Genomic DNA, 15,682 nt, shown 5'->3' with positions numbered 1-15,682 from the left:
ATAGACGTTCGCGATCCTCGTCATCCGATTTTCGTAAGCATATACGCCTTTTGGTGAATAAGCTTCGACGTATTGTTTCTTTACTCAGAGGGCGAAAACAATTCTCTTTGGAGGCAGAGAAATATTTGCTCTGTTGAAATGAAAACTTGCGCATTCATACGATTGTGACCGGTTTCCAGATCAGGGCCTGTTTGAGTAGGGGACGAGCCGGGATGATTGCATCGAACGTCAAGCTGGATGACAGCTGCGTTATTCACCATCGAGATCTTGTGAATCTCTACGGCTGCACGATTGGCGCGGGAACGCGCATCGGCACCTTCGTTGAAATCCAGAAGAACGTCACCGTCGGAAAAGACTGCAAGATCTCCAGCCATTCCTTCCTCTGCGAAGGCGTGACGCTGGAGGACGGCGTTTTTATCGGCCACGGCGTGATGTTCACCAATGACACCTACCCGCGTGCCGTCAATGCGGACGGCAGCCTGCAGACCGAAGCCGACTGGGTCGTCATTCCCACGCTGGTCAAGCGCCACGCGTCGATCGGTAGCAACGCCACCATTCTGCCTGGCGTGACCATCGGAGAGGCCGCCCAGGTCGGCGCCGGCGCTGTTGTAACGAAGGACGTGCCTGACGGCGCAATAGTTGCCGGCGTTCCGGCCAGGATCACCGGTCACGTGCATGACCGGTCAGTAAACATGCAAGCGTTGGGAGGAATGCGATGATCGGCATTGCTGTTGTTGGATATGGGTATTGGGGCCCGAACCTGGTTCGCAATATTTCGGAGGCGGGCGGCGCACAGCTCATTTCAGTCTGCGATCTCAATGTCGAACGGCTGGCGGCGGTGAAGAGCCGCTATCCAGCAGTGACGATCACCGACAAATTCGAAGAAGTCCTGCGCGACCCGCGAGTGGATGCGATCGCCATCGCGACGCCGGTCTCCACCCATTTCAAGCTGGCAATGCAGGCAATGATGGCTGGAAAGCATGTCTTCGTCGAAAAGCCGATGGCATCGACGACGGAGGAAGCCTCGCGAATGGTCGAAGAAGCAGCGCGGCGACGCCTCGTGCTCGCCGTCGATCATACCTTCGTCCACACCGGCGCCGTCCGCAAAATGCGCGAACTGGTCGAAAGCGGCTTGGGCGACATGTATTACTATGACTCGGTTCGCGTTAATCTGGGGCTGTTCCAGCATGATGTGAGCGTCATCTGGGATCTCGCCGTGCACGACCTGTCCATCCTGGACCATGTCCTGCAGGAAAGGCCGGTCGCGGTTTCCGCGACGGGAATGAGCCATGTCCTCGGCGAACCGGAGAACATCGCCTATCTGACGCTCTTCTTCGAAAGCAAGCTCATTGCCCACATCCACGTCAATTGGCTGGCGCCGGTCAAGGTGCGCCGCACGCTGATCGGCGGCAGCAACAAGATGATCGTCTATGACGATCTGGAGCCCAGCGAAAAGATCAAGGTCTACGACAAAGGCATCACCATGTGCCCCAACTCTGATGCATATGGCGAGAAGGTGCATCAGATGCTGGTGGGATACCGAAGCGGCGACATGTGGGCGCCGAAGCTCGATATGACAGAGGCGTTGAAACGCGAACTGGATCAGTTCGTCGATTGCATCGAGCAGAATTCGCGGCCGATCACGGATGGCCAGGCAGGCCTGCGTGTGGTCCGCATCCTGGAAGCCGCAAGCCGGTCGCTCGCTCAGCGCGGTCGTATCATCGAGCTCGAAGAGGCGAGGCTTATTGCATGATCCCGTTCCTGGACCTCAAGGCACAGTATAACTCCATCAAGAGCGAAATCGACGCCGCCGTGCTCGGCGTCCTGGCGTCGGGGCAATACATACTGGGCGAGGAGGTCGCCCGCCTCGAGCAGGAATTCGCTGACTATTGCAACGTCAAACATGCGATAGCGGTCAACACCGGGACCAGCGCCCTGCATCTGTCGCTTCTGGCGGCTGGCGTCGGCCCCGGCGACGAAGTCATCACCGTGCCATTTACCTTCGTCGCGACCGTATCGGCGATCTGCTACACAGGCGCACGGCCGGTATTCGTCGATGTCGAGCCGGTGACGCTGACGATGGATCCGGCGCAGCTCGAGGCAAAGATCACACCCCGCACCAAGGCCATCATTCCCGTCCATCTCTACGGGCAGATGGCCGATATGGATGCTATCCAGGCGATTGCCGACCACTACCGGATACCGGTTATCGAGGACGCCTGCCAGGCGCATGGAGCGCAATACAAAGGTGCGCGCGCCGGCAGCCTCGGCACGTCCGGCTGCTTCAGCTTCTACCCGGGTAAAAACCTCGGCGCCTGCGGCGAGGGGGGTATCGTCGTGACCAACCGCGACGACCAGGCCAAAACAATGCGCATGCTGCGCGACTGGGGCCAGGAGCAGCGCTATCACCATCTGCTGAAGGGCTTCAACTACCGCATGGACGCCATTCAGGGCGCGATCCTGCGCATCAAGCTCCGGCATCTTGAGGCCTGGACCGAGGCGCGCCGCGCTCATGCGGGCCGCTACTCGTCGCTGCTTGGGCGATCGGGGCATTTGACGACGCCGGTCGAGAAAGCCGGCCGGCGCCACGTCTACCACGTCTATGCCATCAGAAGCCGCGATCGCGACGAGCTTCAGCGCGTGCTGAGTGCGGAGGGCATTCAGTCCGGGCTGCACTATCCGATCCCCGTACATCTGCAGCAAGCCCATGCCGACCTCGGTTACCGGGTCGGAGATTTCCCCGTCTCGGAGGCCGCCGCAAAAGAAGTTCTCTCGCTGCCGATCTATCCTGAGATGCCCGCGCGGCATGTCGATCAGGTGGCAGCTGCGTTGGAAGACGCCTATGTCAGTTAATCGTGCGGGCGAGGCCCGGATCGTGCATGCGGTCCATGGCCGTCAGGAAAGACCGGCAGATCCGGCCTACCAAGCCGGGCTGGTCGCAGAACTCAGGCAAGCCTATGGCCGCGCCGGTCTGATCGAACTCTACGGTCGCTTCGCGACCGGCGATGGTGTCGTCGACACCATGATGCGCAAAGCCATCTGGCAGGCGATCACGCGCAGCTGCGGCACGGGATTGCAGGTTGCGGGCGGCGCCGGCTTCAAACACCCGGAGACGTTCGAGATCGGCAACGGGGTGTTCATCGGCGCTCAGGCCTATATCCAGGGACGCTTCGACGGCCGGTGCGTGATCGGCGACAATGTCTGGATCGGGCCGATGGCCTATTTCGACGCGCGCGATCTGGTGATCGAGGATTACGTCGGATGGGGACCTGGCGCCAAGGTGCTTGGCTCGACCCACACGGCACTGCCGGTGGATGTGCCGATCATTCGCACGGATCTTGAAATCAGGCCGGTCCGCATCGGCGCAGAAGCCGATATCGGAACGAATGCGACCATCCTTCCAGGTGTGACGATCGGGAAGGGGGCGATCGTTGGAGCGGGAGCAGTCGTCGTCTCGGACGTCGAGCCCTTCTCGGTTGTCGCAGGAGTGCCTGCAAAATTTATTCGTTGGCGTTCGGAGAATGATCCGATGACGAACATGTCGCGTGAGGAAAGATCATGAGAAATAAACGGGTGCTCATTACCGGCGGTGCCGGTCTGATCGGTTCACATATTGCCGATCTTGTCGCATTGGAAAAACCTCGCGAGATCATCATCCTCGATAATTTCGTGCGCGGGCGCCGGGACAATCTCAGTTCGGCAATAGGCAGCGCGCCCCTTAACATCATCGACGGAGATATCCGCGACAGGGCACTGCTGGCGAAAGCCTTCGACGGCGTCGATATCGTCTTTCATCAGGCGGCCATCCGCATAACCCAATGCGCCGAAGAGCCACGACTGGCTTTCGAAGTCTTGGCCGAAGGAACGTTCAATGTTCTCGAAGCTGCAGTCAAGGCGGGTGTTTCGAAGGTCGTCGCGGCCTCTTCCGCCTCCGTGCTGGGGCTTGCCGAAAGCTTTCCGACGACCGAAGAGCATCATCCCTACAATAACCGGACGATCTACGGCGCGGCAAAGACCTTCAACGAGGGATTGCTGCGCAGCTTCGCGGACATGTATGGCCTACGCTATGTCGCGCTGCGCTATTTCAACGTCTACGGGCCACGAATGGACGTTTACGGCGCGTACACCGAAGTGCTGATCCGCTGGATGGAACGCCTTGCAGCCGGAATGCCGCCGCTTGTCTATGGCGACGGCAGCCAAACGATGGACTTCGTCGACGCACGCGACATCGCCCGGGCAAACCTGCTGGCGGCAAAAAGTGACGTTACCGACGAGGTGTTCAACGTTGCGAGCGGTCGGGAAATAAGCCTGCTGCAACTCGCGCAGATGCTGAGCGACATCATGGGATCCTCGCTCGAGCCGCAGCACAAAGAGGCGCGCGCGGTCAATGGCGTAACCCGCCGTCTTGCTGATATCAGCAAGGCCGAAAGGCTTCTGGGTTTCAAGGCGGAAATCTCGATGGAGCAGGGGCTCCGTGACCTTGTCGCGTGGTGGCAGTCGAAGACTGCTGCGGCCGGAGGTCAAGCTGCATGAGCCCGTTATTATCCACGATCCCTGTCGCCAAACCCGTCCTCGGAGAGGAAGAGGCTGAGGCCGCGCGCCGCGTTATTCTATCGGGATGGGTGACCCAGGGGCCCGAAGTCGCCGCTTTCGAGCGTGAATTCGCGGCCTATGTCGGCGCGGCACACGCCTGTGCCGTATCCAACTGCACGACTGCGCTGCATTTGGCCCTGATGGCGGTCGGCGTAAGCGCCGGCGACGAGGTCATCACGGTCAGCCATTCGTTTATCGCAACCGCGAACGCCATTCGATATTGCAATGCGGTGCCCGTATTTGTCGACATCGAGGCCGATGGCTACAACATCGATCCCAGCCTGATCGAAACGGCCATCACGCCCCGCACCAAGGCAATCCTGTGTGTGCATCAGCTTGGGATGCCTTGTGATCTGCGGCCTGTCGTCGAGCTCGGCAAGCGCCACGGGGTCCCGGTCATCGAAGATGCGGCCTGCGCGACGGGAAGCGAAATCCTGTGGGACGGCCGCTGGGAAAAGATCGGCAAGCCGCATGGCGACATTGCCTGCTTCTCCTTCCACCCGAGAAAGGTCGTCACCACGGGCGATGGCGGCATGTTGACCACGGCCAATGCCGAATATGACCGGAAATTCCGGCTGTGGCGCCAGCATGGCATGAGCGTCACGGATGCCGTCCGCCACGGCTCGAAGCAGGTGATTTTCGAGGATTATGACGAGCTGGGCTACAATTACCGGATGACCGACCTTCAGGCCGCCGTCGGACGCGAGCAGCTGCGGCGGCTGCCGGAGTTGGTTGCCCAGCGCCGGCTGCTTGCTGAGCAATATTGCGAACGCCTGTCGACGATTTCAGGGCTTTCTCTGCCGGTCGAGCCGGGCTGGGCTCGAAGCAACTGGCAGAGTTTCTGCGTGAGGTTGTCCGACACGGTCGACCAGCGGGCCGTCATGCAGAGCCTGCTCGACCAGGGCATCTCGACCCGGCGTGGTGTGATGAACATTCACCTGGAGGGAGCCTATTCCGGTGAGCGTACCCACCGCGCTGCCACGAGCCTGACGCGAAGCACATCTGCGCAGCAGCAAACGATTATCCTGCCGCTCTACGCCCAGATGACGGCGTCTGACATGGACCGGGTTGTTGAGGCACTTCGCGCAGCCCTTGCGGAAGTGACCGTCGGAGCCGCCGGCGATCAACGTGCCATGGATGTCGCGGTCGCCTGAACCGGCATTTGCCCGACACGACAAATCTGCATAACCAACAATGCGCGTATCTGCGGATGCGCGCATTGTTGGTTATGCAGATTTCGTGATCCAGCCGCGGATGATTGCTGGCACGGACTCCGGCGGGAGCAGGTCGATCAGCATACGCAGCGAATAGAGCCCGCAGATAATGACGGCGACGAAGCCGATCATCGTCGCCGGCCAGAGCGGCACGATCGAGAACATCAGGAACACCAGTCCCGATGCGGGCAGGAAAAGCAGCGCGTGTCTGCGATTGGCGGCGGACCAGCGAAAACCGGTCAGCGTCCGCACGATCACGTAGATCAGGATGCTGTGCCAGACATAAAGGCCGAAAAACGCCATGCCGGCGCCTTGGGTGCCGAGCAGCAATACCAAGAGCCAGGCAAGCCCGACATGCACGACCGCCGCTGCAACTTCCGTCCAGAAGAAAATCGCCTGGGTACGCTTGGCAACGACGATGAAACCCATCGGCCAGGAAATAATCCGCAGCATCATGCCAAGGCAGATCCAGCGCAGAAGATCGACTGCGCCATGAAAATCCGCCGAATAGAACAGGTTCATCATGAGCGGCGCGAGCGTCAGCGTTCCGAGCAGGCCGGGGCCAGCGAGCAGCATGCTGATTTCCGCCTGTTCATTGACCAGCCGATTGCATTCGGCATTGTTGTCGGCTGCCGCGGTCAGGCGGGGATAAAAATCCGTTCCCATCGCCTGCAGGATGAAGCCGGCATAGAGACCGCCGAGGCCCCACGCCGCCTGGTACAATCCAGCCGCCATGACGCCGCCCTCCTTCAGCACGATGAGGCGGACGGCATAAGCCGCACCGAAGGTCAGGAGCCCGCTCGCCATGAAGACGAATCCGAGCCTGAGCAGTGCAGACACTTCCCGGCCGAACTGGCGCGTGGGCATTGGCGAGGGATGCGGCGAGATCCGCCGGCTGTACCACCAGGTCGGAAGGATTGAAGCCGCCGCAATCACCACCAGGGACGGGGCGATCGCCTGCAGGCCGAACAGATAGATCAGCGGGATGCTGACGGCCGTGCCGAAAAACCCGGCGAGCACGTTGATGCGGGCAAGATCGGCAATGCCCCGCAGGCCCTGGATCAGTGCTGTCTGCCCGGCAGAGACCAGCCGAAAGAAGATTGCCAGTGACAGCAATGCAATGCCGCCGGCATGCTGGTAGTCGCCGAAAGTGAAATTCGAGACGGGAAATGCCAGGGCGGCGAGGAGGAGCGCACCGAGCAGTCCGAGCACCATCGATATGCGTCTCAGCGCCGTTGCTGATCGTGCGATCCTCTCCGCGTCATCGGTGCCTGCAGCTTCGGCAATCTGGCGCACGCCGCTGCTGCCCACGCCGAGCCCGGCAATCGCCTGGGCGATATCGAGGATCGACCCGTAAAGGCCCATCAGTCCCACGCCTTCCGGCCCAAGCAGGACAGCCATGGCTTTGTTTCTGATAATGCCGAGGGCAACGTTGACGAGGGAAGAGCCACCCATCAGCATCGTCGATTTGAGGATCTGGGTGTAGGTCGGGCTGCTGGGCGGGATCATCCTCAACGTCATCGAAAGCCCCAGCCGTTCACCCTGGGTTTGCGTTCAATCGCCTGCCGCGGGCTCGATTGCAGCACATGCGTTCCGCTGTTCACCGGCTTGCCTGACTGACATGCGCCTCTGTCTGAACAGGCAGCGCAGCGTCGTCTTTGGATGGTGCATCGGCGAAGCGGGCCCGGGTGACCCTGACCACGTCGCCCGGCGCCAGTTCCGTCGTTTCGGAGGCCGGGAACTGATTGACCCCACCCTTGTGCCGCCGGCTGACGCTGAACGTCAGCGGCAGTTCATCGCTGCGGGTCATCGCGCGCGCGCCGTTCGACACTTCTTCGAGAAGCAGTTGTTGCGTGGTGTCACGCTTCAGTTTGAGCTGATCGAGATTCGCCCTCTCCGCCTGCACTTCGGAAGCGTTGTCGCTGCGGCGATTGTCGGAAAGTCCCTCGAGATTGCGCGTCGTCTCATTGATCGCCTGGCGACCCCGCATGATGGCGGTGACGAGGTCGAGCCGGTCGGAGCGATAGGTGGTCAGCAATCGTTCCAGATCCATCTGGCGTGAGGTGATCGTCAGACCCTTCTGGACCAGCGTTCTCACACTCGTAAGCTGGTCCTCGACCGACTGGATATTGTCGTCCGAGCCTTTCAGCTTTTCTTCCAGCGTCTCGATTTCCGCGCTCAAGAGATTGCGCAATTCGACGAGGGCCACCGACTGTTTGTCTAGCGCGCTTGCACGGGCCTGAAAAATGACTCGCTCCTCCTGGTAGATGCTCTCGGCATATTGCCGGTCGGCAGCGGGCGGTTGATCGAAGACGATCTCCTTCGCGCCGGTCATCTCCGCTTGCAGCCGCGCGAGCTTTGCCGCGCTGCGCAGCAGCGCGTGGTCGATTTCCCGCAGATCGCCGGCAAGCTTGATCGTCTCCGATTGCTGCTGCGCCGCAGCCCGCAACGGACCGCCGCTCATTGCGAGCGATTGCAGGACGCTCAAGCCCGAATGAAACTTGTATTCTCCCGGCGCCATCACGTCTCCGACGACGTAAATGGAGGGATAGTTGAGGATATCGATGGTTACGGCAGGTGCCTGGGCTAGACCCATCTTCGCTTGAAGACGCTTGCCGATCTCGTTGGTGAGGCCCTCATTGTCCAGATTTCCAACCGCCAGCGACCCTAGAAAGGGCAGGGAGACTATGCCTGCATCCGAAACCGTATATTCGCCGCCAATCCCATCCCACCGTTCAAACTGGCCCTTGGACGGTATCCATTGCACGACCGTCAGGCGGATCTTCGTTTGTGGAGTCAAGGGGGAGCTGTCGGCGAGAGCTGGCGGTACAGCTCCGGCAAGAAAGACGAGTGCACTGATGACGAACGTCGCGCGAAAGAACACGCGCGGGGTACGGTGCGATAGATTGATATACATGGCTCGCCTGCAAAACATTCTTACACGGACGCTGATACGATGCCTGAACGCTGTTCACACGCCGGACGCCAGTCCGACGCTGCATCGCCAGTGTGCAGTCTGGCGAAGCCTTGAGGAAGGTGGAGGTCGTTTGCTTTGCCACATCAATATTGATGAGGTGGGGAGGTCCTTCAGGCTAAATTGGGTAGAAACATATATCCTCGGCGCGACGCGAAGCTATAGACCGGGGAAAATCAACGGGTTCTGCACGCAGGAATAGGCGCGCTCGCTTTGAGGGGCCGCAACCTTGCCGGCAGTGCCTTTCTGCTCGGATCGTCGTTTTTGCCGGATGATGACCGGCGGCGTCGGCACTGCCGCGGCTTCGAGCCTGCACAGGGCGCGCTGAACTTCGCCCTGGTGCCTCTGATCCAGCGCCTCAGCGGGCAGCGAGCCCGTTTGCCCAAAGGATGCCGCCGGTAGAGCGAAAGGCGTAGGACATACCCTGGTGTTTTTCGACTACAATTCAGGGCCGCATGCCGAACGATTGTTAGAGATTCGGTCCCGTTAATCACGCAAGAGGTGCCGGCCATGTATCGCAACGCTCGTCGGTGGACGTCGCGCTCACTCCTGGTGGATTCGTTGATTCCTCGGTGGTTGGCAGCCGGCGAAAAGGGAAAGCCGCGCAAGCCTGCCGAAAGGCGCGCGGATAGTGCGCAACTTGCGGCATCCTCGCAAACAGCGGATGGAAACAAGTATGATGGCGCGCTCGTCGACGATCCCAACAATAAGCCGGCGCTCAACGAACACGACGCTGAACATCGGACGGGCGTGATCGCCGATCCGGACGGTCAGGACAGTATCGCTCACCCACTGCCGGCCTTGTTCAACGCTTTCGCAGCAAATGGCGAGACGGGGGACCGGGAAGGCGCTACGGTTGCGTCGCGGTTGTTCGCCCATGCGCCGGGTTTTGCAGGCTTCAACGTGAACGCGAACGGGGTCGCATTCGGATATCAATCGCCGCCTTATCGCGCCTACGCTGGAATGAACCTCATCGGCGACGATCCTCTGGCTCCTTATCTGCCGCAGAGCTCCGCACCGACAGGCTCGGGGCTGGATTCTGCGGTGGCGAGCGAGCGTGCGCCCTCGGGCAACGTCGTCATTCTCGAATCGAGCCCGTCAGCGCAGGCGAGCGCCCAGCATGCTGGAGCGAATTCACTGGCGTTCGGCATGCCCTTTGGCGTCTGCGGGTGCGGCTACTTTACGTCCCCCACGCGAATTCTCGATTGGGCGCATGGCGGCGCCATGCTCCAACAGGACGGGCAACTGCCAGGGACCAAGCTGACCGCAGGGCCGGACTTTGTGTCGACGGCCAAGCAGGCCATTGCCGCCTCGATCAGCGACCCGCTTCTCGATCGAAACCTGTCGCCCCTCTCGGGCTGGCGCGGAACGGCAAGTTGGACGGAAACAACGGCCGCCTTTAACGGGTCCTTGCCGGGCGGCGGTGAGACCGGAAAGGGCACCAACACCAAGGGTGTCGGCGTCCTCTCCGGCTCGGTGACAATGTCACCGACGACGCAGCGGTCGCTGACGACACAAAATCAGGCAGCCGCGGCCGCTGCGGCCAGCAACGCGATCGTCCTGGAAAATCAGAAGCAGGGTAATCCGGAAAGCGAGTGGGGCATTGTCGGTGCCGGCAGCTCCAACATCGAAGGGTTTGCGACCGATATCAGCGTCGACAACGGCAAGACGATCAGCTTCAAGATCAATACGAATTCCACCAACTACCGGATCGATATTTATCGCCTTGGCTATTATGGCGGCATGGGCGCCCGCAAGGTCGCGACCATGCAGCGCACCGGTTTGCAGACCCAGCCCAATCCGCTGCGCAATGCCACGACAGGCACGGTGGACGCGGGAAACTGGGCTGTCTCGGCTTCGTGGACCGTACCTGAGGATGCCGTCTCAGGCGTCTATATCGCCAAGCTCGTGCGTCAGGATGGCACGTCCGGCTCAAATCATATCCCGTTCATCGTGCGTGATGACAGCAGCCAAAGCGACATCGTCTTCCAGACCGCCGACCAAACCTGGCAGGCCTACAACGGTTGGGGCGGCGCAAACTTCTATGGCGGCAACGGTCCGGCGACCGGGCAGGGTGCTGGTCGCGCCTATGCGGTCAGCTACAACAGACCGATTGCGACCCGGGGCGGGGTCGGCACCTTTGCCGGCCCGCAGGACTATCTGTTCGGCGCCGAATATGCGGGCATCTACTGGCTGGAGCAGAACGGTTATGACGTTTCCTACATGGCGGGGGTCGACGTCGACCGCTACGGCAGCCTCTTGCTCAATCACAAGACCTATATCGATGCCGGTCACGACGAATATTGGTCCGGACAGCAGCGAACCAATGTCGAGGCCGCCCGCGACGCGGGCGTCAACCTGCAGTTCTGGAGCGGCAACGAGGTCTACTGGCGCACCCGCTGGGGCAATGCCTATAGCGCCGACGGCACGCCCTATCGCACCCTGATCTCCTACAAGGAGACATGGTCGCCCAGCGCCAGCATCGACCCTTCCAACGAATGGACAGGCACCTTCCGCGATCCGCGTCTCAGTCCACCCGCGATTGGCGGCGGAAACCCGGAAAACTCACTGACCGGACAGTTGTTCAAGGTCGACGATGTCGGCAACAATCTTCAGGCGATCAAAATTCCCTATGACGACGCCAATCTGCGTTTCTGGCGCAATACGAGCGTCGCCAACCTTCAGCCCGGCCAGACGGCGACGCTCACCAAGAACTATCTTGGTTACGAGTGGGACGAAGCGGTCGATAACGGCTTCGATCCAGCCGGTCTCGTAAAGCTGTCATCGACGACGGTTCCGGTCAGCACCTATTTGCTCGATTACGGAAACACGACCGGCAATGGCGTCTCGACCCATAATCTGACGCTCTATCGCGCTCCGAGCGGCGCGCTGGTGTTCGGCGCCGGCACCGTCTACTGGACATGGGGCCTGAGCGACAATCACGACCTCCAGGCGACGCCGACGGACCCGCGCGTGCAGCAGGCCATGGTCAATCTGCTCGCCGATATGGGCATTCAGCCGGGAACACTGCAATCCGGGCTCGTCGCGGCAACCGCTTCCTCGGATCATACTGCACCGACTTCGGTCATCACGGTGCCCGCCACGGCGACCGTCGGATCTACCGTGACGATAACCGGCACCGCTACCGATACGGGAGGCGGCGTCATCGCCGGCGTCGAGGTTTCGACCGACAATGGGGCGAGCTGGCATCCGGCCACGGGCGATGAGAACTGGACGTATACCTGGTCGCCTCAGACCGCGGGCACCTACACAATCCGGTCTCGCGCAGTTGACGATAATGTCAACCTGGAGACACCCTCGGCCGGACGCACGGTCACCGTCAGCGGGCCGAATTACACCTCGCTCTTCGGTTCGGCGACGCCAGCGGTCGTCAACACCAACGATAGCTCAGCCGTTGAACTCGGCGTCAAATTCCAGACATCTGTGGCAGGCACCGTCACCGGCATTCGGTTCTACAAGGGCGACCAAGATACCGGCACGCATACCGGTTCACTATGGTCGAGCACCGGTACGCGGCTTGCGACCCTCACCTTCACGAACGAGACGACCAGCGGCTGGCAGACTGCCTATTTCACCAGTCCGGTGGCATTGACGGCGGGACAAACCTACACGGCGTCTTACCACACGAATAGCGGCCGTTATTCGACGACCACCAACTACTTCACTTCAAATGTGACCAGCGGTCCCCTGACGGCGCCGGCCAGCGGCAACGGCGTCTACCGCTATGGCAACAACAGCCAGTTCCCCACAAGCACCTTCCAGTCGACGAATTATTGGGTCGATGTAATGTTTACGACGTCGAGCTCGAACACGACGCCGACGGCGGTTGCCGATGCGGGGGATGCGACCGAGAAGGGCGGGGTGGCCAATGGTTCGGGCGGCGTGGTTGCGAGCGGCAACGTGCTGACCAACGACACCGATCCGGATGCCGGCGACACCAAGACGGTGAGCGCCGTCAGGTTCGGCACGACGTCGGGCACGCTCGGCTCGGCGCTGAACGGCACTTATGGCAGTCTCGTGCTCAATGCATCGGGCGCTTACAGCTATACGATCAACGAGAGCAATACCGCCGTCCAGGCGCTGCGCCAGTCGACCAATACGCTAAGCGATGTCTTCAGCTACACGATGCGCGACAGCGGCGGCGCCACGGCCACGGCGAACCTGACAATCACCATTCACGGCGCCAACGATGCGCCGGTGCTGGCGGTCCAGACGACGACCCAGAATGCCACCGTCGGCTCGGCCTTCTCCTTCACCCTGCCAACGACGACCTTCAGCGATGTCGACAGCGGCGACACGCTGGCCTATGCGGCAACGGCCGCCGACGGCACGGCGCTGCCTTCGTGGCTGAGCTTCAACGCTTCGACACGCACCTTCAGCGGCACGCCCACGGCAACCGGCACCTATGGCGTCAGGGTCACGGCGACCGACCTCGGTGGCCTTGCCGCCAACGAGACCTTCAACATCGCCGTGTCGACATCGGGCAACACGCCGCCGACGGCGGTTGCCGATGCGGGGGATGCGACAGAGAAGGGCGGTGTGACCAACGGCTCGGGCGGCGTGGTTGCGAGCGGCAATGTATTGACCAACGACACCGATCCGGATGCCGGCGACACCAAGACGGTAACGGCAATCCGCTTCGGCACGACGTCGGGCACGCTCGGCTCGGCGCTGAACGGCACTTATGGCAGTCTCGTGCTCAATGCATCGGGCGCTTACAGCTATACGATCAACGAGAGCAATACCGCCGTCCAGGCGCTGCGCCAGTCGACCAATACGCTAAGCGATGTCTTCAGCTACACGATGCGCGACAGCGGCGGCGCCACGGCCACGGCGAACCTGACAATCACCATTCACGGCGCCAACGATGCGCCGGTGCTGGCGGTCCAGACGACGACCCAGAATGCCACCGTCGGCTCGGCCTTCTCCTTCACGCTGCCGACAGCGACCTTCACCGATGTCGACAGCGGCGACACGCTGGCCTATGCGGCGACCGCCGCCGATGGCACGGCGCTGCCTTCGTGGCTGAGCTTCAACGCCTCGACGCGGACCTTCTCCGGCACGCCGACGGCGACCGGCACCTACGGCGTCAGGGTCACGGCGACCGACCTTGGCGGCCTTGCCGCCAACGAGACCTTCAACATCGCCGTGTCCACGACGCCGACGACCTACAGCCTGTTCTCTGCCTCCAGCACGCCGGCCCAGACCAACCTCAATGATGGTCAGCAGCTCGAACTCGGCGTCAAATTCACGTCGAACGTTGCCGGCGACGTTACCGGCATCAAGTTCTATCGCAGCGCCAACGACAACGGCCAGAACGTCGTTGACCTGTGGACCTCGACGGGCACCAAGCTCGCCACCGCCACATTCACCAACACCACGGCGAGCGGCTGGCAGACGGTGAACTTCGCAACCCCGGTCACCATCGCCGCCAACACGACCTATGTCGCGTCTTACCACACCACAGGCGCCTATGTGGCGACCAATAATTTCTTTACGACCGCCGTCACCAGCGGCCCGCTGACGGCGACAGCCAGCGGCAATGGCGTCTATGCTTATGGCGGCTCCGCCACCACCGGCATTTTCCCGAATGCTACTTACAACGCCGCCAATTATTGGGCGGATGTGGTCTTCCGTCCGGGATCGACGACGCCCGGCAATACGACGCCGACGGCGGTTGCCGATGCGGGGGATGCGACCGAGAAGGGCGGTGTGACCAACGGCTCGGGCGGCGTGGTTGCGAGCGGCAATGTATTGACCAACGACACCGATCCGGATGCCGGCGACACCAAGACGGTAACGGCAATCCGCTTCGGCACGACGTCGGGCACGCTCGGCTCGGCGCTGAACGGCACTTATGGCAGTCTCGTGCTCAATGCATCGGGCGCTTACAGCTATACGATCAACGAGAGCAATACCGCCGTCCAGGCGCTGCGCCAGTCGACCAATACGCTAAGCGATGTCTTCAGCTACACGATGCGCGACAGCGGCGGCGCCACGGCCACGGCGAACCTGACAATCACCATTCACGGCGCCAACGATGCGCCGGTGCTGGCGGTCCAGACGACGACCCAGAATGCCACCGTCGGCTCGGCCTTCTCCTTCACGCTGCCGACAGCGACCTTCACCGATGTCGACAGCGGCGACACGCTGGCCTATGCGGCGACCGCCGCCGATGGCACGGCGCTGCCTTCGTGGCTGAGCTTCAACGCCTCGACGCGGACCTTCTCCGGCACGCCGACGGCGACCGGCACCTACGGCGTCAGGGTCACGGCGACCGACCTTGGCGGCCTTGCCGCCAACGAGACCTTCAACATCGCCGTGTCCACGACGCCGACGACCTACAGCCTGTTCTCTGCCTCCAGCACCCCAGCCCAGACCAATCTCAATGATGGTCAGCAGCTCGAACTCGGCGTCAAATTCACGTCGAACGTTGCCGGCGACGTTACCGGCATCAAGTTCTATCGCAGCGCCAACGACAACGGCCAGAACGTCGTCGACCTGTGGACCACGACGGGCACCAGGCTTGCCACCGCTACCTTCACCAACACCACGGCGAGCGGCTGGCAGACGGTGAACTTCGCAACCCCGGTCACCATCGCCGCCAATACGACCTACGTTGCCTCCTATCACACCACCGGCGCCTATGTGGCGACCAACAATTTCTTTACGAGCGCCGTCACCAATGGTCCGTTGACGGCGCCGTCAAGCGCCGTCGCCGGCGGCAACGGTGTCTATGCATATGGCGGATCCGCCACCACCGGTCTCTTCCCGACCAACACCTTCAATTCAGCGAATTACTATGCCGACGTGGTGTTCCGGCCGCAGCTCGCCGCGTGAAGCATCTGAGGAGGTTACCAACGGGTTTCGAATGAGGCTG

Annotated in this window: 9 protein-coding genes; 7 read left to right on the top strand and 2 right to left on the bottom strand. The window is 61.5% G+C overall.

Annotated features, from left to right (window positions below; translation table 11 throughout):
• Window positions 1-212 precede the first annotated feature (212 nt).
• Genes A7X77_RS23105 through A7X77_RS23080 form a run of 6 tightly spaced genes read left to right on the top strand, consistent with a single transcriptional unit; the run spans window position 213 to window position 5,747 of the window.
• Entirely contained in the window at window positions 213-719 is a 507-nt protein-coding gene (locus A7X77_RS23105; RefSeq protein WP_064685174.1) for an acyltransferase, read from the top strand.
• Entirely contained in the window at window positions 716-1,753 is a 1,038-nt protein-coding gene (locus A7X77_RS23100) for a Gfo/Idh/MocA family protein (protein WP_064685173.1), read from the top strand. The genes A7X77_RS23105 and A7X77_RS23100 overlap by 4 nt, the downstream gene beginning before the upstream one ends.
• Complete coding sequence (locus A7X77_RS23095; protein ID WP_064685172.1) at window positions 1,750-2,853, top strand: DegT/DnrJ/EryC1/StrS family aminotransferase; 1,104 nt, start codon at window positions 1,750-1,752, stop codon at window positions 2,851-2,853. Before A7X77_RS23100 ends, A7X77_RS23095 begins: the two co-directional genes overlap by 4 nt.
• The gene (locus A7X77_RS23090) at window positions 2,843-3,562 is read left to right on the top strand and encodes an acyltransferase (RefSeq protein WP_064685171.1); all 720 of its coding nucleotides are present in this window, start codon (window positions 2,843-2,845) and stop codon (window positions 3,560-3,562) included. Before A7X77_RS23095 ends, A7X77_RS23090 begins: the two co-directional genes overlap by 11 nt.
• Window positions 3,559-4,533 (top strand): NAD-dependent epimerase/dehydratase family protein, encoded by a 975-nt coding sequence (locus tag A7X77_RS23085; protein WP_064685170.1) that lies wholly within the window; start codon window positions 3,559-3,561, stop codon window positions 4,531-4,533. Before A7X77_RS23090 ends, A7X77_RS23085 begins: the two co-directional genes overlap by 4 nt.
• The gene (locus A7X77_RS23080; RefSeq protein ID WP_064685169.1) at window positions 4,530-5,747 is read left to right on the top strand and encodes a DegT/DnrJ/EryC1/StrS family aminotransferase; all 1,218 of its coding nucleotides are present in this window, start codon (window positions 4,530-4,532) and stop codon (window positions 5,745-5,747) included. The genes A7X77_RS23085 and A7X77_RS23080 overlap by 4 nt, the downstream gene beginning before the upstream one ends.
• A gap of 72 nt (window positions 5,748-5,819) precedes the next feature.
• Here the strand turns inward: A7X77_RS23080 and A7X77_RS23075 are convergent, their stop codons facing one another.
• Window positions 5,820-7,328, bottom strand: coding sequence for an O-antigen translocase (locus A7X77_RS23075; RefSeq protein WP_064685168.1), 1,509 nt, complete (start codon window positions 7,326-7,328; stop codon window positions 5,820-5,822).
• A gap of 79 nt (window positions 7,329-7,407) precedes the next feature.
• Complete coding sequence (locus A7X77_RS23070) at window positions 7,408-8,724, bottom strand: polysaccharide biosynthesis/export family protein (protein WP_064685167.1); 1,317 nt, start codon at window positions 8,722-8,724, stop codon at window positions 7,408-7,410.
• 618 nt (window positions 8,725-9,342) lie between these two features.
• On the opposite strand from A7X77_RS23070, the gene A7X77_RS23065 reads away from it, so the two are divergent.
• Window positions 9,343-15,642 carry a DUF4082 domain-containing protein gene (locus tag A7X77_RS23065; RefSeq protein WP_432431348.1) on the top strand — a complete coding sequence of 2,100 codons (6,300 nt, stop codon included), beginning with the start codon at window positions 9,343-9,345 and terminating at the stop codon, window positions 15,640-15,642.
• Window positions 15,643-15,682: the final 40 nt, after the last annotated feature.

Source organism: Rhizobium bangladeshense (assembly GCF_001662075.1).
Taxonomy (GTDB): domain Bacteria; phylum Pseudomonadota; class Alphaproteobacteria; order Rhizobiales; family Rhizobiaceae; genus Rhizobium; species Rhizobium bangladeshense_B.
The sequence above is the reverse complement of the archived record's forward strand: the minus strand, read 5'-3'. Positions and strand labels throughout refer to the sequence as shown.

What these genes read in the sequence shown, in the direction of transcription:
- A7X77_RS23105 (WP_064685174.1), top strand. Translation starts at nt 213, where the DNA reads ATGATTGCATCGAACGTCAAGCTGGATGACAGCTGCGTTATTCACCAT.
- A7X77_RS23070 (WP_064685167.1), bottom strand. Translation starts at nt 8,724, where the DNA reads ATGTATATCAATCTATCGCACCGTACCCCGCGCGTGTTCTTTCGCGCG.
- A7X77_RS23085 (WP_064685170.1), top strand. Translation starts at nt 3,559, where the DNA reads ATGAGAAATAAACGGGTGCTCATTACCGGCGGTGCCGGTCTGATCGGT.
- A7X77_RS23075 (WP_064685168.1), bottom strand. Translation starts at nt 7,328, where the DNA reads ATGACGTTGAGGATGATCCCGCCCAGCAGCCCGACCTACACCCAGATC.
- A7X77_RS23095 (WP_064685172.1), top strand. Translation starts at nt 1,750, where the DNA reads ATGATCCCGTTCCTGGACCTCAAGGCACAGTATAACTCCATCAAGAGC.
- A7X77_RS23090 (WP_064685171.1), top strand. Translation starts at nt 2,843, where the DNA reads ATGTCAGTTAATCGTGCGGGCGAGGCCCGGATCGTGCATGCGGTCCAT.
- A7X77_RS23100 (WP_064685173.1), top strand. Translation starts at nt 716, where the DNA reads ATGATCGGCATTGCTGTTGTTGGATATGGGTATTGGGGCCCGAACCTG.
- A7X77_RS23080 (WP_064685169.1), top strand. Translation starts at nt 4,530, where the DNA reads ATGAGCCCGTTATTATCCACGATCCCTGTCGCCAAACCCGTCCTCGGA.